The sequence below is a fragment of the Rahnella aceris genome (assembly GCF_011684115.1).
GTDB lineage: Bacteria > Pseudomonadota > Gammaproteobacteria > Enterobacterales > Enterobacteriaceae > Rahnella > Rahnella aceris.
Genome location: NZ_JAADJV010000001.1, coordinates 2,412,023 through 2,430,354, shown reverse-complemented (window position 1 = coordinate 2,430,354; position 18,332 = coordinate 2,412,023). Strand labels below are relative to the sequence as shown.

Sequence of the window (18,332 nt, the reverse complement as noted above, 5' to 3'; positions counted from 1 at the left end):
GCTGCGATAAAAGCATTAAAGAAACGTAATGAAGACCAGGCAGAATTTATCGCTACTTTGTCTGAACGTTTGAAAGCGATCGAAACAACGCTTGTCATCTTTTTGCATGTTGGGACGTGTGAGCGGGGCTATATGCGGTAAGTTAATGATTTATTGCACGGTTCTTAGAGATTCTAAGCCGCAGGTCACAGGCTCGGGCCCTGTAGGGTTCAGGTCAATAGACGTCAACTGACGTCTATTTTTATGCATTAAATTCAGTGAGTTATCAGGTTTTAGCGCTTCATGGTTCAAGCTGATTTTACCTATATCAACCGACATCAAGTACTATCTGTTGGTACATGTGTTGGCATCGTAAACATCCCCTCAAAACGTACGACTAGCCTGTGCCCACACCCGGGGCGTGCGATCCGTGTCGCTTTGTGCATCGGCATTACCCAGTTTCCATGCCGCGACCGCCATCAGATGCCAGTTGCCGGCAGACAATGTCGAGCCCACACCCGTAGCAGAAAGGCTGCGGTGATTTTCGCCGTCAGCCCAGGTGTCTTTGTTCAGCCGTACTTCGCCATGATCGACGAAGGTGAACAACTGCACCATTTCGGTCAGTGCGTATCGCAGTTCGGCGCTGGTCACATACCCCTGGTCACCCTGTGCTTCGCCTTCCGGGTAAGCCCGTACGCCATACGCGCCGCCGAGGCTGATTTTTTCAGAGGAATCAAGGTTGCCGTCAGTCCATTGGCCCTGGAACTGACCATAAAGACTGATCCGATCCGTCAGGCGCTGCAGGCGCACGATGCCAGGATTGATCTTCTGAAAGGTGCCGCGAGTCCTGGCTGTGAGATCATCCAGCACTTTGTCTTGCGGGTTATCCAGCGTCAGGTTGCCCTGGCTCCAGGCCAGCGAGAATGCATTCGAACCGCCACCCAAAAAATTGTCGCGGGAGTTGCCGTTGAGACTGGCAGTCACGACATGCGACTGTTTGTGACTTTTATAGTCGTAAAGATCGATGTCATCTCTTAAGCGTTTGTCATCGAATTGCAGTTGCGCAGTCAGGCTGAAATCCCGGAGGCGAATCAGTGGCTGCTGCACAAACACGCTGGCAATCTTCGCGTTACCCGAGGCATCAAGATTGTCAAAGTTCCTGGCTAACTGATAATTCATGTACGAGTAAGCGACACCGACTTGCGTCGCCCACGGACCGATCGGTAACTGATACGCTGCCCGGAAGTAATGCTGATCTTCATCAGAACCCATGATCCGTATGCTGGCCTGATCACCCATGCCTGACGGGCTGGCGAGGTTCAGCGTACTGCCCAGACGGTATTCACCGGTGAAGCGGTTGCCATAGTTGTCCAGATCCACCTGACCCGAAACCATCGGCGCCGAGCGGGCATCGACCACCAGGTCGCTGGCACCCACGGCGGTACCGGGTTTCAGCGTGGACCGGACTTCAACGCCGGGGATTTCCTGAAGCAACAGCAGACTGCGTTCCAGAGGGCCGGCGCGCACCGCTTCACCGTTTTTCAGCGCGCGGAGCGGCGCAGCCAACGTGCCGTCGCTGATGCGCGAAGCGTTATTAAGCTTCACTTCGCCAAAATGACCTTCGAGGACGGCAATGGTGACGACGCCATTCTCCACGTCCTGAGCCGGCAAATAAGCCCGTGCCAGCGGGTAATTTTTCTGTCGATAAAACAGGGTGATACGCCCGGCCGCCGCCTGCAACTCACCAAAGCTGACCGTGCGATTTTGCAGGTCAGCCAGCAATGGCAGCAGATCGGCGCTGCTGATCGCCTGATTGCCTGTCAACCTGAATTGCGCGACCTGCATCGTTGGCCCGCGGGCAGTCGGATGAGTGTCCGGCGTGTCGGGAAGGTTCAGTTCCAGCGTCTGGCGCGGCGGTAAAACCGGCGGTTTAGTTTGGATCTCACGGATTGACTGACCCGCGTCCGGCACAATTTCAGCCCGGGCCGTACTGGCAGTTAACGTCAGGAGAGCCAGGGCAATGGGAGTAAGACGGATACGCATAAATCAAAGTCCTTCCGGAAGGCGCAAGCCTTGCTCAATTACGCTATAGAGGCTGTTGGACGGCAACTGCACCGCCAGAGACGTGGTGGGGGTCGGTAATTTACGCAGAGGTTGGGTGGTCACCACCGCTACGTTTTCGGGGGCATTGAGCAAACTGAGCAATTGGTTTAGCGGCGTTACACCGATGTTGAACGTACCGTCAGTGAAAGCGATGGCGTAATTGCTGTTGTTTAGCGAGCCTTGTTCAATCCTGTACTGACCGGCTGTTTCGCCAGCACTGCGCGTCAGATTGCCGTTGAGGTGGTCACCGTTAACCAGATTTCCATTGGTGAACCAGGTCAGTGCCGGGTCGCTGGTGTTGACGATTTTGCCAAGGTTGTTAGCAATAACGGCCAGGGCGCGGGGAGCGACGATCCATTGGCCATCGGATGTTTGAGTCACGCGGTAATTGCCATTGGTCAGTACGCCCTCCACGCGCACCACATGGGTGCCGACGTTGGTGGTGCCGCTAATGCCTGTGCTGCTCAAACCGCTCAGCACCGACACATCCTGGCCGTTGACCAGGCCGATGGCGCTCAGGGCTGGCTGGACAGGGGTCGCGCCGTACGTTGAGCTGCCACTGCTGGCCGCCACGGTGACGTGTCTGGCATTGACAGTTAAGTTTCCGTGGCTTGCAAGTGCGACCAGGTAACCCTGCAAACCGCTTAAAGTCCCCTGGCTTGCCAGGATGGCGTAAGTGCCTGCACCCGCAGTAGCCGCTGTTCCCGTTGAAGATATCGCTAAAGTGCCCGCTACCACGTTAGCCAGGGTATCGGCTGCAAATGCTCCTGTAACCCCGGCACTTACTCCAGAGGTTGTATACGCAGAGCTGACATCTGCCGTATCACCATAGGTCTTGCTGACATTTGCCGGGGTGTAGGTGACCGTCGGTTGATAGCGGAACACGTACCGGTTACCGGTTACGGAGCTCGCCGGAAGGGTATTAATGCTGGCATTCCAGATAGCAGTATTGTTGCTGTTCAGTCCGGTAAAGGTACCGGTGGCGGGGGTATTGGAATAAATCACCCAGTGGTGTCCGCCGACAGTTGAGGCGGTAACGGCATGACTGCCCGCGTTGTTAATAAAGGCACCCGTGGTGGATAACACCACATCAGACCCGCTGACATGCTCGCCCAATGCGATGGTCAAATCCCCTGCGACGCTCACGTTGCTGTTGCCGACCGCGCTCAGGGATTGGTCAAAAATGAAACTCCCGGCCCGGGTGAATTGCACATTACCGGTGGCGTTCAGACCACTGGCATCGAGGGTAAACAGCTTGTGGGCGCTGTCTGCGCTGCCGCTGGCCGTGTTCAAATCTGTCAGCAGCGAGGACAGAGAGTTTTCATTGCCCGTCAGTACCAGCGTGTCAGCCGTCAGATTGATGTTACTGGTCGTCCCCGTCACACCCTGCGTGAAGGTATTAGCCAGATTGCCGCCGCTTTGCGCATAGGTGAACACATCAGTGTTCGCCAGGGTGCCGGGCGCGAGCAGACTGTAGTAGTAACCCCCGGCGCCGATGGAGGAGGTACCGACCACCAGGCCGTTAATCACGGTGGAGACCTGGCCAGCCGCATCGCTGTTTTGAGCGAAGCCGGAAATGGCTTGCGGTGTGCCGTTCGGATATTGGGATTTCAAATAGGGGTAAAGACCGCTGGCTGTGCCCCAAACGGTATTATCGAAATAAGAAGGTAATACGCCCTGTAACTGTGCGAGGGTTAAACCGGTGACCCCGGAAGTGACGCCGCCGCCAATCCCGACAGTGTTGCCACTGGTGACGCTATTCCAGTAAACGTTTGTCACCGTGCTATTGGCTTGATTGTAGCCAATAGCACCGCCAGCGTTACTGCCCGTCGCCCCCCGCACCTGACCGGTGGAATAACTGGAGAAAATAGCGCTGTCGTTATAGCCTGCGACCCCGCCCACATTATAGTCAGCCTGGACATTGCCGAAATTGTAGCTATTGGCGAGGGAGCTGGCAGTATCGTTAAGGCCAACAACACCGCCAACAAAACTGTTGCCCGATATGTTGCCCGTATTGTAGCTGTCAGAAATCGACCCCCGGTAGCTGTTGCCTGCCACCCCGCCAACACGTGTATTGCCCGACACGTTGCCGGTGCTATAGCTGTTAGTGATGGTGGCGCTTTCGTTAGCGCCCACGACCCCGCCAACGTAGTCACCATTACCGCCATTTACGTTGCTGGAGCTGTGGCTGTTTGTCACCAGGGCACTGCCGTTATAGCCCGTTATTCCCCCTGTCCAGCGGGTGCCCGTTACCGTGCCCATGCTATAGCTGTTTGCAATCGTCGAGTTATTTCCATTAAAGCCGGCGATCCCCCCGACCATTATGCCGGAGGATGACGTTGACACCGTGCCGCTGAAATAGCTGTTTAATACAGAGGAGGAACTCTGGTTCATAGAGACGATACCGCCGACGTAAGATCCGCCGCTGATAGCGCCATTAACTACACCCAGATCCCGAACCGTTGCCCCCTGATTGTCGCCAAACAGCCCCGTGTAGTTTGCGTCCGGAGCCGTGATGGTCAGATTCGATAGGGTATGACCCAGGCCTTCAAAGGTGCCGGAGAAGGGCGAATCATAATCATAATTGCTCCCCACGAGTGCGTTCGTATATATGACGCCACTGGCATCCTGATTACGGGCCAGGGCGTAATGACCTGCCAGTCCGCCTGCCGCTGTCTGGTCTGTAATTGCGCCAGACGAAGCCGGATCCCCGTCGATTCCGTCGATGTCGGCCATGCTGTAAACCAGCGTGTAAGCCGAACCGTTGATGTTCAAACGCTGCCCGCTGCCTTCCGGTGCCGTGAAACTGGCCGAGACGCCTTTGGCAAACGTGAGATCACCGCTGCCACTGCTGGTGCCGTTGCTGTTGTTATTCGTCACCAGCACCAGACCACCGGCACCGGTGACGGAGACATTGGCATTGATCGCAATAGAGTGGAACGAGTCCAGCGTCAGGGTGTTTGGTGAACTCCAGCTCAGGGCTGAATTAACGGAAATATCACCGAGGCCTGTTGCCGTGGAGGTGAGGGTGCCGGTGGTTTGCAGGGTGACGTCGGTGTTCAGGAGAGCGGCGTTGATTGTGGCTGCTGAAGCGTCATCAACGTTCAGGTCTTCAGGATCCACCCGCCAGTTACCCGTTTTGCCTTGGGTCGCCGAGGTGTTCACCTGGATGCCAGTGAAGTCAACGTGATGGCCGGAGGTTTCTACGGATCCTCCGTCACCGCTTTGCGTGCCGCCCCTGGCCGAGAAATTGCCCTTGGCCACGGTCGTTCCGTTGGACCAGACGACTATGTTGCCGCCTTTTCCCGTGGTTCCGGCGTCAGCCTTGACGCTGCTGCCCGCATCCACGCTGACACCTTGTGCGTTAGCCAGGGGGCCTTTGCCTTGAGCGTCGCCGCCGATCTTGATGCTGCCGCCACCGCGGGCACCTGAGACATTCAGAGTGGCGGATGTGAGCGCAATGTTCTGGCCGGTGATTTGAATCGCGCCGCCCGTGCCGTGGGGTGAAGAGGCATCCAGGGTACCGGCGACGCGCACCAGACCGCTGTCACTGCCACCGAGGGAAATCTTACCGTTCTTGTTCTGCAAGCCTCGCGCTTCAATCACACCGGTGTTGTTGACCACCGTCCTGAGCAGCGCATTGCTGGCCGCCGCGGTCATAATGACCTGGCCACCGTCGGCCTGAATCAACTGGCGGTTTTCCACCAAGGCATTTCTGGTCGCTTCATCGACCTGGACGTTAAGCAAGCGATCACCTGCGAAGTCCAGCGTCACCGCATTGCCGGCGGCCAATGCGACGGAACCCTGTTTCGCAACAATCACGCCCTGGTTGCTGACGGTGCCGCCGAGTAACACCACGGCTCCCCCGTCGGCAGCGTTAATCGTGCCCTGGTTGATGACGCTGGCGTTGCTGCCATCCCCCCTGAACCTGTACTTGCCGTTAGCAAAATCCTGGTTCGAGATATTGAGTGTCGAAGCCACCAACCCGCCGACACTGACGGAGGCGCCCTGACCAAACAGCACGCCATTGGGGTTGATTAAGAACACCCGGCCATTGGCGTTGAGTTGGCCCATGATCTTCGAGCCGTCAGCACCGATCACCCGGTTCAGGGCAACCGAATCAGCGCCGGGCTGAACAAAGGTCACTTTGTTGTCTTTGCCAATATTAAAACTCTGCCAGTCAATTGCCATTTTTTGGCCGGACTGGTTGATCGTCAGTTGATGATCGGCCGCCGCGCCAATCTGGCCGCTGCCGAGAACGACATTACCGCCAGTGGGCAAATCTGCGGCCATGCTGATAACAGGCATGAATGAAACAATGAATGAGATAAGGGCAATGGCAAACGGTGGCGGCGTGATCGCGCCGTTGAATGGGGTTGAATGATCATCGACCTGAATCGCACGGACGTCACTGCGTTTTCCACGGCGAGTGGTCAGCTCACTGACGACCACAAAAGCATTACGGCTGTGGTTCCAGATCACGCTGAAGATGCAATTCATATGTACGCCTTTCATAAGGGGGGGAGGAAAGCATGTTGACTAAACTGTATTAGCGGCAGGGGGCGTGCTATCGCTGGCGCACATTGGAATGAGAGGCGGTGTTGCCGCCTGTATCAGAAATATCGGCAGGGATGAGGAGAATCTTTATCAATAGAAATGTTTAATATGATATTTGCGTGTTGCGTCAAAGGGAGAGACATCAGGCGGCTAAACCCCTTGCAAACTTACCTCAATGGGGATTCATGGCGATAATGTGATCACTATTTTTCATTTCCCAGCTATTAATGACTTGGTTAAAGTAGAAGCGACTATTTTCCCCCTGAATAATTCATGAGAATTAATGATGCAAGAACTCGATACGATCGTAAATTTCGCGGCGAATCCGATATTGGATACGAATTTTCTTTCTCAGTGTAAACAGACGCTGAATGAAAAGGGCGTTCTGGTCTTGCATGACTTTCTTAATCCTGCTGCGCTGAAAGCGATTAAGCGTGAGGGGGATGAAAATCGCCATCTGGCCTATTACACCAGCAATAATCATAATGTTTATCTATTGAAACCTGATGCCGGGCTGCCAGATTCGCATCCAAGAAATCGGCAGATTGTCTCCTCAAAGGGCTGTATCACCGATGAAGAGATCCCGCAGGATTCGGCGCTGCGCGCACTGTATAACGCGCCAGTGTTTCGTGCGTTTCTTTGCGCGGTGCTGGGTGAGGCGCAACTGTATCCTTACGCTGATAAACTCTCTTCAATCAACCTGCATTACGCCAGCGAAGGCCAGGAGCTGGGCTGGCATTTCGATAACTCCTCTTTTGCCATCACCCTGCTGATTCAAAAACCTCAGGCTGGCGGTGTGTTTGAATACGTTGAGAACTTACGCGACGCTGATGCTGGCGACATGAATTTTGATGGCGTTGAAAAATTACTGGATAAGCAAACTGAGCCGAAAAAACTCGGCATTGAGGCAGGCGATTTGGTGCTGTTCCGCGGCCGGAATGCGATTCATCGTGTGACTCCAACGGAGGGGGAGACCACGCGCATGCTGGTGGTTTTGGCTTACAATTCTCAGCCTGATATTTCGTTGTCTGAGTCTGCCAGAATGACCTTCTACGGGCGGATTTAACGGCCTGCGATTCTGATTCAACACAAAGCGAATCAGCAATAAGTTTATCATCGGCTAATGTGTTCGCGGCTGAACGTTGCCGCGTGCGAAGCTGAACAAGTTGCAGCTATCGATTGAACTCACCCTGTCAGGGGGATTTTCGTCAGTGCAAAATAATGCCTGGGGCTGGCAGACGATCTGTTGTCAGCTAAAACCGTTTTGATGCGCATTCAGAGATGATTGTTAATTTTTCTAATGGAAAAATTTTTTCTGAAATCTTCAGCTACTCTACGGGGGTTTTTTTAGTCCGTTTGGAGGTTTTATGGAGATTTTGAATCCCGTTTTTGAAGAAGCGTGCAGGATGGTAGGTGAATGTTGCTTTATGCTTGCTCAGAATGGGGAAGAGATAAGTCGCTCTAGAATTGCCAGTCGTTTAGAGCGTGTTCAACAATCAGCTGTGACAATAACAGGTAAGCCTAATGATGCATTGTGTCAGGCGATAGAAGGTCTTAGAGAGTAGTGGGTTACACGCACCAAAGCCCGGTCCGCTAGCCGGGTTGAAATGAGCAGAACATCACAGCCCTGAGCGCAACAGTACACATGCTGTCAGGGGAAAGGGATTTAGCAAACCGGCCAGCGCATTCAACCACGAGGCCTCTGGCCGGTTGCTGTCATGACAGTGAAAATATAATTTTGGCTGTTTCAGGTGTCAAGAATGCTTCGCACTTCACCGGGCAGGGTAAACCTGTCGTCTCATCAGCTTCAGAAGTCCAGCTCAAGTGCAAAACACAGATAGGACATCAACGGCGCACAATGTCTGAACTGCTCTGCGCAAAAATCAATAACATCTGGCTTGCACAGATCCTCAAAGGCGATGTTTTTAATCGCGATAAAATCTTTGCGTTTTAATTCAGCTAACAGCGGGTGGTTTTTGTCGTAGCCTCTTGGCGGACGACTCAGACTGTCGCCATCCATCACAAACCCGTTATCGTGCAATGTCTTGAGCGCTTTCTGATAGGCATTCGGGTTCTCATCAATACAGGCGCGAATCGCGTTTAACGCTTTTGATTCCGGGTGCCAGATCCCTGCCGCAATAAAACAACCGTCTTCGGCGATGTGCAGATAGAGGCCGGGTGCGTGCACATCTTTGCCCTGGAAATGACGAAACTGAATGCCGACATTGGTTTTATACGGCGTTTTATCTTTGCTGAACCGGCTGTCGCGCTGCGGGCGCATCAGGCTGCCCCCCACTTTTTTCGCGACGGCAGTCAGTCTCGGAGAAATGGCAATAATCTCTGGCTGCATTTGCTCGATAAAGCGCAGCGCGGGCGTTCTCAGCGTATTCTCGTATTCGTCCTGATTAGCCTTAAACCAGTCCCGGGTGTTGTTTTGCGCGAGTTTATTCAGAAATTGCAGACCGGCTGCGCTAAAAATTGTCCCTGCCGCAACCGGCGTTTTAGGTGTCTGAGTCGTCATTATCGATAAGCCTTTATCACTGCCAATGGGGAATCAGGGTAAATCCTGACGCCAGACACGACTCAGTGCAAACTGAAAAGTAAAAAATTTTCCGGATTAAAGGATGTGGGGAGAGTGGGTGCTTTAAAGCCCGCCAGAACAGTCCGGCGGGCCTTTTCATGTCTGATACCCGTCAGTTAATCGCAGCAGGACTCACTTTTCCCGCTTTCCCTAAGCCGTCATTCGCCCGTTCACTCAGCTCAAACAATACGGGTAATAAATGCGCGGTTGCCTTGAGATAGGCGCTGACCTGCGGGATACCTTCCGGCGGTAATATCTCACCATTCTCCAGCCCTTCGCTCAGGCACAGCAGGCCGTGGCACAATCCTTCGGCAGAGTCCGATGCCAGCGCGCTGAGATCGTAAAGCTGAGCATCTTCGAAATGGCTGAAATCCAGCTCGGCGATCAGTGAGCGGAAGACGGTGATTGAGTTTTCAGAGAAAGCAGTTTCGGTGTTCGTCATGATAGAAATCTCGTGTAAGAAAGTTAAAGACGACCACCTGAGACGCTAAACTCGGGTGGCAGCTCAGACAGGGTTAGCGTACCGGCTTACACGAATCCGATGCTTCTTGCGAAGCCCCTGCCTGAGCCACCATTATTTGGGGTGAATCAAAGCGCACGAAATTATCACATAATTTCGCCGTGTAAGTATCGGAACGCTAATTCCGGCTGCGGATTTTGCCGCAGCGGGGAGACTTTATTCCTGCTGCCGAAGCAAAGAAACAGGCTGGATGCATTTACAGGGAGTTGTATTCAGATTTGGAAGATATCTCGCAGGAAAGACGAAACGGCCAGCATGGTACTGACCGTTTAAGTGCTTGGATTTTAAAACGGATGAACTAATTCAGTGCAGCCTCTGTTAAAGCATCCGCCAGGTGAAGTTGGGTTTGCTGGGCGGATTGCAGGCGGGATTTGAGATGATCACAAGTACCAAATAGGGCATTAACCCTCGACACTATTCTCTCCTGCTCATTCAACGGTGGTAATGATATAACGGGTTCGATAACATCTTCTCTTGAAATTCCAGGTATAGCTATACCTACACCTTTCGCTTGAAAATAGTCATACATGCTTGATAACAATAATTTAAAATAGTCACAATTTGCGCGAACTGTTCTAATAGCCATAAGTTGTCTACTGATGGCTATCTCTACGTTGGCAACATTGAGTTTCCCTAAGCCCGCGCCCTTACAGGTAACAAGGATATCTTTAGGTTCAGCCACTGCTCTTTTTTCGATTGTGAATTTTGAATACGTTGGATTCAAATCACCGAATTCAGCCGGACCAGTAATATAGGGAATTGCTCCTTCGATTATATTTTCAGTGTACTCATTTGGTTTTAGATGCTGCCCAGATATTAAATGGATACAATGTCCTAAGCGACACCATTCCCACCCCACTGGCAACTCAAACGGTTTTTCCTCTTCACTAATCGGCGGCAAAGGTTTTTGCTTTTTAATTTTACCTTCTTTTACCAGTTGCGCTTTTTCCTGCTCGATACGTTTAAGCAGTTCAGAGGCGGGTTCATCATTCGGGTCTTGCGGCACCAGTTTACCCATCACCGCCAGTTTCAAAATGGTTTGCTTAAGTGCGTCGATACTGGCTTCGGTGGTAAAAAGCGTATCGAAATGTTGGCTGATTCGCGTCCAGTTTTCGGCGAGTTCTTCGGCATTTTGGCTGGCGGTAAGCGTTGCCAGCAGCGTTTCAACCAACTGATAATGCGCATCCAGACTGGTCAGGGATTGCTGTTCAAGTTGATCGCAGAGGGACATGAGTTCGTGAACTTTGCAGATAATTCGGTTTTGTTCAGCTTTAGGCGGAAGTGCAAACACTGTGGCAATAAGTTTTTCTCTTGAGATATTCGGTTGAGCTCCACCAGCGCCCATGCCTATAAAAATTCGCTTGTAAGCTTTTAAAAGAGTTAATAAATAGACATTCGAAATTCCACTATATGGGGTACAAGCACATACTGCCTGATTAGTAGTACCGCGAACATTTAGGATCGATGTCTTACCAATTGTAGCTCCATACATCGCAATTAATACATCACCGATATTATTATCTCGGAGTGAACATTCTTGCAAAGCCAATTCTGTAACTGTCTCCTCTGAATCCGAAATGAAATCTGAGGAAAGCTCGCCTGATTTAAACCACGGAATATTACCATTATAATATTCTGAATTAGAGCGGCTTGGCGTAGAACCAGCCCCCCAATTACCTATGTCATCTAAATAACACCATTCCCAACCATCCGGTAATTCAAAGGGTATTTTGGAGTTTGTAATTTTTTCAAGTGTTTTAGGCTTTCTAATCACTTTACTCTTAACTAGTTCATCTCTTTCTTTTGCAATCTGCTTCAGTAATTCAGACGCCGGTTCATCATTCGGATCCTGCGGTACCAGTTTGCCGCGCACGGCCAGTTCGAGGATCAGTTCGCGCAGCTTTTTAATGCCGTACAGGTCAATCTTGCCCGATGTTCCGCGTCCGGCGGTGGAACGGGTGCGCAGGGCAGATGTCCAGGTATCGATATGTTGAGTGATCAGTTGTTCGACAACCATCAGTTCGCTCCTTTACCGGCCAGCGCAGCGCCGAGGATGTCGCGCAGCTGATTGCGCAGTTCGCTGATTTCAGTTTGCTGCTGCTGATACTGACCTAACAACGCATCCGGATCGTGGCTGATGGTTTCGCCCTGATAAGGGTTTTTAATGTCTAGATTGAAGTTGCGAGCAATCACGTCATCAATACTGACTTTCCAGGCCTGATGGCTTCCTTCGCGGCTGGCAAAACCATCGCCTTCATCGCCCCACCAGTCGATTTCTGCCTGGAATTCTTCAAATTTCATCGGGCGGGTTTTGTTGTAGTTCTTCACGCCTGCCGGGTACGGATGTTCGTAGAACCAGATATCTTTGGTCGGCTGGCCTTTGGTGAAGAACAGGATATTGGTTTTAATGCCGGTGTACGGGCTAAACACGCCGTTCGGCAGGCGCACGATGGTGTGCAGGTTACACTCTTCGGTCAGCATCTTTTTGATTTTGGTTTTTACACCTTCACCAAATAAGGTGCCGTCAGGCAGTACCACGGCGGCGCGACCTTTATCAGCCAGCACTTCGACGATCAGTTGCAGGAACAGATCGGCAGTCTCGCGGGTCTGCATTTCGGCCGGGAAATTCTTCTCGATGCCGTCTTCTTCTGTGCCACCAAACGGCGGGTTGGTGACAATCACGTCTAACTGCTCATCCCAAGAGGAGAGCGGTTTGTTTAGCGTATTGTCGTGGCGAATTTGCACCGGCACTTCAATGCCGTGCAGCAACATGTTGGTGGTACACAACAGATGTGGAAGCTGCTTTTTCTCAACGCCAAAAATCTGCTTTTGCAGTATCTGATGGTCTTCGGTGGTGTTGACGTAATGCTCTTTAACGTGGTCAAAGGCACAGGCCAGAAAACCGCCGGTGCCGCAGGCCGGATCCATAATGGATTCGCCCAGTTTCGGGTCGATGCGGTTCACCATAAAACGTGTTACGGCACGCGGGGTATAGAACTCACCGGCATTACCGGCGCTTTGTAAATCACGCAGGATCTGTTCGTAGATATCACCAAACAGGTGGCGTTCATTGCTGTTGCTGAAATCAATTTCGTTCAGCTTATTGATCACCTGACGCAGTAAAGTGCCGTTTTTCATGTAGTTGTAGGCATCACTGAAGGCCTGCTTCACTACAAAACCGCGCGGATTAATATCGAGCGGCGCAGTCAGGTTTTTCAGTGCCGGGAACAGGTCGTCGTTAACAAACTCCATCAACGCATCGCCGGTGATCCCTTCATTATTGGCCGCCCAGGTGCGCCACAGATAACGCTGCGGGATCGGCAGACGGTAATCATCCTGCTCGAGTTCCAGCTCTTCTTCCTGTGTATCGAAAATCTTCAGGAACAGCAGCCATGAAAGCTGGCCAAGACGTTGAGCATCACCATCGACACCCGCGTCTTTACGCATGATGTCCTGCAGGGATTTAATGACGGAGCTAATAGACATAGTGGTTTCCATACTTCAAAAAATGATGCCACCGGAAGCCTTAGCTCCCGGTGGCAGAAAAGTGTCGTGCAATCAGGCGGAGCGTGGCGATGGCTGGTAGATTTCGTTTTCCAGTTCGTTCACGGCGTTCTCATAGGATTTTTTATCGCCAAAGCTGTTTTTGATGATTTCTAACGGGCGGCCAAGGGTATCGAAAGGTTTCAGTTTTAGCACCTGAATATCTTCAATTTCGTGCACACCCTGATCGGCATATTTGTCCAGCAGCGTATTCAAAACGTTCTGTGCGGGGGCGGAATATTTGGTGAAGTAATTACGCTTACGCACGTTGTCCGCGCGTTCACGACGCGTCAGCGGCGGCTGACCGTAAACGACGTGACAGAGCAGATCAAACGGGTCGAGATCTTTACCCACTTCTTCCGCCAGCACTTCCCACAAAATACCCAGTTCCTTCAGTTCATCAATGATCACCTGTTTGCGGGTGGCAGACTGCCACTTACGGGTAAAATCATCAAGCGATGCGTAGTCTTTGTCTTTCAGCAACGTTTTGCGGGTGTAATCCTGGAAGGATTCAGTGACCAGTTTGCCATCCGCATCGTAATACTGAACGCGTTTTGCCAGCACTTTCACCGGCACGCCATTCACGTAGAATTTACGGATTGGACGCTCTTCATCTTCTTCAAAAGGCGCGAAATCCGGATCGGGCGTAACGTTATATTCTCCCGGTGTTTCATGAACCGCTAAGGTATCAGGATCCGGTATTTCATCCGTAGATTCATCTTCCAGCATTTCATCAAACTCAGAATCCGGATCGGAGATGTCCTCCGGCGTGGTGCGGATAACTTTTTCCGGCACGCCATCAAAACGTTCATCGGCAAACAGTTCGGTGGCTTTTTTAAAGTCGAGAATGGTGAACCACAGTTTGCCGAATTTCTCGTTGATACGCGTACCGCGCCCGATGATCTGTTTAAACTTGGTGATCGACTGAATATTTTGGTCCAGTACCACCAGCTTGCAGGTCTGGGCATCGACTCCAGTACTCATTAGCTCGGAGGTGGTGGCGATAACCGGATACGGCTTTTTCGGATTGATGAAGTTATCCAGTTGTGCCTTGCCGATGGCATCATCACCCGTAATTTTCATTACATACTTTTCGTTTTCCAACACCCGCTCAGCGTTGAGGATCACCAGCGCGTGGCGCATCCTGTCCGCGTGGTCGATGTCGTTACAAAAAACGATAGTTTTATCCATCGGGTTAGTGCGTTTTAAGTAGTCGGTGATAGTTTGCGCCACCAGCATTGTGCGTTCTTCAATGACCAGGTTACGGTCAAAATCCTTGATGTTATAAATACGATCCTCAATGGCTTGACCATATTTATCCAGTTGACCTTTAATGGGCCGCCAGCCCTGTACGTCCACATTGATATCCACACGGACCACTTTGTAGGGCGCCAGAAAACCATCTTCGATCCCTTCTTTTAGAGAATAGGTATAAACCGGTTCGCCGAAATAATCGGTGTTGGAGACTTCATCTGTTTCTTTCGGGGTTGCCGTCAGGCCGATCTGCGTGGCGCTGCTGAAGTAATCAAGAATTTCGCGCCATGCGCTGTCTTCCGACGCGCTGCCCCGGTGGCATTCGTCAATCACGATCAGGTCGAAGAAGTCGGGCGCCACTTGTTTATAGGCCTTTTGGTATTCCTCCGGTCCGGTAATGGCCTGATAAAGTGCGAGCTGAATTTCGAAAGCGGGGTCAATGGTTCGTCCGGTGACTTTTGCCATCGCACTGCCGAAAGGCTGGAAGTCGTTATTCTTGGACTGATCAACGAGGATGTTTCGGTCTGCGAGAAACAAAATGCGCTTCTTATTTTTGGCTTTCCATAAGCGCCAGATGATTTGAAACGCAGTGTAAGTTTTACCGGTACCGGTCGCCATCACCAGCAGTACCCGCTTTTGTCCGGCTGAAACGGCGGCAATCGTTTTGTTAATTGCCTGAAGCTGATAATAGCGTGGCGATTTTCCCGTGCTGTCATCGTAATAATCCTGACTGACGACGGGTAATTGCTCAGTAGTGAAACCTTTCCACACGCAATACTTTTGCCACAGCTGCTCTGGCGTCGGGAAATCCTTCAGTGAGATTTCAGATTCAATGTGGGCTGCGTTCGTTTTGTCATGAAAGATATATCCATCACCGTTTGAGGCAAAAACAAACGGAACATCAAGCAGACGGGCGTAATCAAGCCCTTGTTGCATACCTTTACCGATCTCATGTTTGTTGGCTTTAGCTTCGATGACTGCCAGCGGTAATCCGGGTTTGAGATAAAGCACAATATCTGCTGATTTCACTGAAAGGCGCGCCGCCAGTTTGCCGCGCACGACGACTTTACCATCGCGGAGTTTAACTTCCTGACGGATTTGCGTCATGACATCCCAGCCCGCCTCTTTCACAGAAGGGAGGATGAATTTGGTAATGATATCAGTTTCAGTCAGGTTGCTTTTATTCACGCCAGCCATAGCAAAGCACTCAACAGAGAAGGGGGGAAGCAGGGATTTTTGCATACATTGATGCGTTAAGTCATGACCTAAAACGGTATTTTGAATCCCGGTACTTACGGGTACTTAGTTAGGGCGAGCTAAGAGCTCAGTAAGGGACTTTTATTGACCTGATCGTGATGTTGCTTTGATTCTGGCTTTTGACGCTTGTACTGCCCGCATATCGCGTTATTATTTTGTGCATTCCCTCTCAGATTTCAGCTTTTGCGATTAAGACTATTGTTATTCCACGCCTTCGTATCGCATCGGCTTAAGTAAAACACAGCATAAAAACGAAACAGTGCAAAACGGTTGACCAATTTGGGTTAAATGTCCTCGCGTTTTTGCCGATAAGTCATCAATAACTTTGGGTAAGGGCTTTACATGGAACGGCTAAATTCATTATTGGTCATGTTGACGTCAGTGCAACCTGCCTACGTACCGGTCACGGTTTTTTGCTTTGTCATGGTGGCATTGTTCTTTTTCTTCGTGTTCTACCTTATTCCTGCTTTCAACATTGTCCGCCAGCTGAAAAGTAAGGCAAAAGTGATCGCCAGATGGACGGAGGAATCACCCGCTAACAAATTGAAAAATCTGGGTGAATTACTTGTTTATAAAACCATGAAACATTCATGGAGCGAATTTAAGGAATCCCTCCATTCCCAAAAAAGAGAAATCGACGGAGAATATAAACTTCAGGAAGTCCGTGCTACGGCGCCTGCAGCCGCTTATTTTACCGATCAGCAACAAGTCGACATTCCTCTTAATACCGAATTCTTTAAACATCTTCCGGGTATTTTGACCGGTATCGGGATTATCGGAACCTTCTACGGTTTGATGATTGGCCTTAATCATTTTGATCCCAGCAGTCCGGAACAGGTGAGTGAAAGCGTTAATGCATTATTGAAAGATGTGCTGTACGCATTCCTGGGATCTGCATTCGCGATATTCGCTTCCATCGTCGTCACCTGGTTTGAAAAATTTTCTATCGCAAAATGCTATAAACATCTGGAAAGATTCAATTCTGCGATTGATAGCCTGTTTGAAAGTGGAGTCGGTGAAGAATATTTAGCCGAGCTGGTTAAATCGAGCAATGAAAGCGCCACTCAGGCACGTCAGCTAAAAGACGGTCTGGTGACAGACCTGCGTACTATGCTCCATGAATTGGTCGAAAAACAATCGAGCGAAAATGAAAAACTGGCGCAAACCCTTTCTTCGACTTATCGCGAGACGGGGCAGCAATTTGCTGAACAAGTCAGTGGCGCCATTGAAACCAGTCTTAAATCCCCCCTCGATAAAATTGCCGGTGCAGTACAAACGGCCAGTGGCGATCAAAGTGGCCAGGTTCACACCATGCTTGAGGATGTGCTGACCGCTTTTATGTCAAAGCTAGATACGACCTTTGGCAAGCAGTTTGAAAATATGCACGACATGATGGGGAAATCCGTCGGTGCTATTGAGTCAATGCAGTCTGGATTCTCAACGCTATTACAAGACATGCGCAGTGCCAGCGAAGAAACCAAGCAAGGCAGCGCAGATTTGATGGCGGATTTGCTCAGAGAGATGAAAGCTGGGCAACTGTCGATGCAGTCCGGAATGAGCGATATGCTTGCCAGCTTGCAATCTTCTGTCGCAAAAATCGGTGCTGAAGGTGAGGGTGCCGGTGAACGCATGGCCCGGCAGTTTGAAAGAATGTTTGCTGACAGCGAAGCGCGTGAAAAAGCGATGGCTGATCAGATGAAGGAATTTATCGCATCTATTCAACAGACCTCCCAGCAAGGCCAGAATGAAACTATGCAAAAAATGGCCTCTTCAGTGGAGGCGTTAGGGGAGCAATTAGGCTCTCTGTTTACACAACTTGAGCAGGGCCAGCAGCAACTCAGCAGTCATCAGCAGGAGACACAAACTTCCCTGCATCAGGAGACTCAGCAAATTGTTTCTGGTTTTGAAGAACAGGTCAAAACCTTGCTGGGTGCACTGAACGATCAGCAGGAAGCAACAGAAAACACGCTGCGCAAACTGGCTGAGCAAACCACAACCCATCTTCAGGATATGAATACCGGTGCAGACAAAATGCGCGTTGCCGCTGAACGCTTTGAAATTGCTGGCGATAAGGTCAAAGAAGCTAACCACCTGACCGCTGAAGTGCTTGATAAAGCGCAAGGGGCAGGGAATGAGCTGGGACTGGCAAGCCGTGAACTCAGTACAGTGGTTGCCGACTATCGAAATAACCGTGATGCAGTGGCGAAATCTATCACCTTGCTGGAAGGCATTGTGGCGAACGCTCAGGCTGAACTGGCAACACGCACTCAGTTCCTGAAAGACCTGAAGCAGCATAGCGAAGGGCTTGAGAAGTACAACAAGGAAGCTAAAGAGTTTCTGGAAAAAGGGGGGCAGGTGCTTGCGAACGGTTTTAATCAGTTCTCTGACAGTATGCGAACCAATCTCGATAAAACATTGGGTGCTTTGGATTCTAATCTCGATACCGCTGTTAAACGCCTGGGCAGCGGGATTGAAGAGCTAAGCGAAAGCATTGAAAGTCTCGAAGAAGTTCTGTCGAAAACGCCAGCATGAGGAGCG

9 protein-coding genes are annotated in these 18,332 nt (G+C 51.0%); 2 read left to right on the top strand and 7 right to left on the bottom strand.

The genetic code is table 11. The annotated features are described in order from the left end of the window. Positions 1-363: 363 nt before the first annotated feature. Positions 364-2,022: a ShlB/FhaC/HecB family hemolysin secretion/activation protein gene (locus tag GW591_RS11105; protein ID WP_166860592.1), complete on the bottom strand. Its 1,659-nt coding sequence runs from the start codon at positions 2,020-2,022 to the stop codon at positions 364-366. Positions 2,023-2,025: 3 nt separating this feature from the next. Further along, positions 2,026-6,582, bottom strand: a complete 4,557-nt coding sequence (locus GW591_RS11100; RefSeq protein WP_166860590.1) for a two-partner secretion domain-containing protein — start codon at positions 6,580-6,582, stop codon at positions 2,026-2,028. A gap of 343 nt (positions 6,583-6,925) precedes the next feature. On the opposite strand from GW591_RS11100, the gene GW591_RS11095 reads away from it, so the two are divergent. Next, a complete protein-coding gene (locus GW591_RS11095) occupies positions 6,926-7,705 on the top strand; it encodes a HalD/BesD family halogenase (protein WP_166860713.1) in 780 nt (259 codons plus the stop codon). Positions 7,706-8,446: 741 nt separating this feature from the next. Here the strand turns inward: GW591_RS11095 and GW591_RS11085 are convergent. The 5 genes from GW591_RS11085 to hsdR form a co-directional block, all read right to left on the bottom strand. Further along, the gene (locus tag GW591_RS11085) at positions 8,447-9,160 is read right to left on the bottom strand and encodes a DUF2461 domain-containing protein (RefSeq protein ID WP_013576527.1); all 714 of its coding nucleotides are present in this window, start codon (positions 9,158-9,160) and stop codon (positions 8,447-8,449) included. Positions 9,161-9,332: 172 nt separating this feature from the next. Beyond that, the gene (locus GW591_RS11080; protein WP_166860588.1) at positions 9,333-9,662 is read right to left on the bottom strand and encodes a hypothetical protein; all 330 of its coding nucleotides are present in this window, start codon (positions 9,660-9,662) and stop codon (positions 9,333-9,335) included. A gap of 376 nt (positions 9,663-10,038) precedes the next feature. After that, positions 10,039-11,757 (bottom strand): restriction endonuclease subunit S, encoded by a 1,719-nt coding sequence (locus tag GW591_RS11075; protein ID WP_166860586.1) that lies wholly within the window; start codon positions 11,755-11,757, stop codon positions 10,039-10,041. Continuing rightward, positions 11,757-13,226 (bottom strand): N-6 DNA methylase, encoded by a 1,470-nt coding sequence (locus GW591_RS11070; RefSeq protein ID WP_166860584.1) that lies wholly within the window; start codon positions 13,224-13,226, stop codon positions 11,757-11,759. Before GW591_RS11070 ends, GW591_RS11075 begins: the two co-directional genes overlap by 1 nt. 72 nt (positions 13,227-13,298) lie before the next feature. Next, the gene (gene hsdR, locus GW591_RS11065; RefSeq protein ID WP_166860711.1) at positions 13,299-15,734 is read right to left on the bottom strand and encodes an EcoAI/FtnUII family type I restriction enzme subunit R; all 2,436 of its coding nucleotides are present in this window, start codon (positions 15,732-15,734) and stop codon (positions 13,299-13,301) included. Between the two features lie 402 nt (positions 15,735-16,136). On the opposite strand from hsdR, the gene zorA1 reads away from it, so the two are divergent. After that, on the top strand, positions 16,137-18,326 hold the full coding sequence (gene zorA1, locus GW591_RS11060; RefSeq protein WP_166860582.1) for a type I Zorya anti-phage system protein ZorA1: 2,190 nt from the start codon (positions 16,137-16,139) through the stop codon (positions 18,324-18,326). Positions 18,327-18,332: the final 6 nt, after the last annotated feature.

Excerpts from the sequence above, each read along its gene's own strand:
- GW591_RS11105 (WP_166860592.1), bottom strand. The coding sequence starts at position 2,022 with ATGCGTATCCGTCTTACTCCCATTGCCCTGGCTCTCCTGACGTTAACT.
- GW591_RS11100 (WP_166860590.1), bottom strand. The coding sequence starts at position 6,582 with ATGAATTGCATCTTCAGCGTGATCTGGAACCACAGCCGTAATGCTTTT.
- GW591_RS11095 (WP_166860713.1), top strand. The coding sequence starts at position 6,926 with ATGCAAGAACTCGATACGATCGTAAATTTCGCGGCGAATCCGATATTG.
- GW591_RS11085 (WP_013576527.1), bottom strand. The coding sequence starts at position 9,160 with ATGACGACTCAGACACCTAAAACGCCGGTTGCGGCAGGGACAATTTTT.
- GW591_RS11080 (WP_166860588.1), bottom strand. The coding sequence starts at position 9,662 with ATGACGAACACCGAAACTGCTTTCTCTGAAAACTCAATCACCGTCTTC.
- GW591_RS11075 (WP_166860586.1), bottom strand. The coding sequence starts at position 11,757 with ATGGTTGTCGAACAACTGATCACTCAACATATCGATACCTGGACATCT.
- GW591_RS11070 (WP_166860584.1), bottom strand. The coding sequence starts at position 13,226 with ATGTCTATTAGCTCCGTCATTAAATCCCTGCAGGACATCATGCGTAAA.
- hsdR (WP_166860711.1), bottom strand. The coding sequence starts at position 15,734 with ATGGCTGGCGTGAATAAAAGCAACCTGACTGAAACTGATATCATTACC.
- zorA1 (WP_166860582.1), top strand. The coding sequence starts at position 16,137 with ATGGAACGGCTAAATTCATTATTGGTCATGTTGACGTCAGTGCAACCT.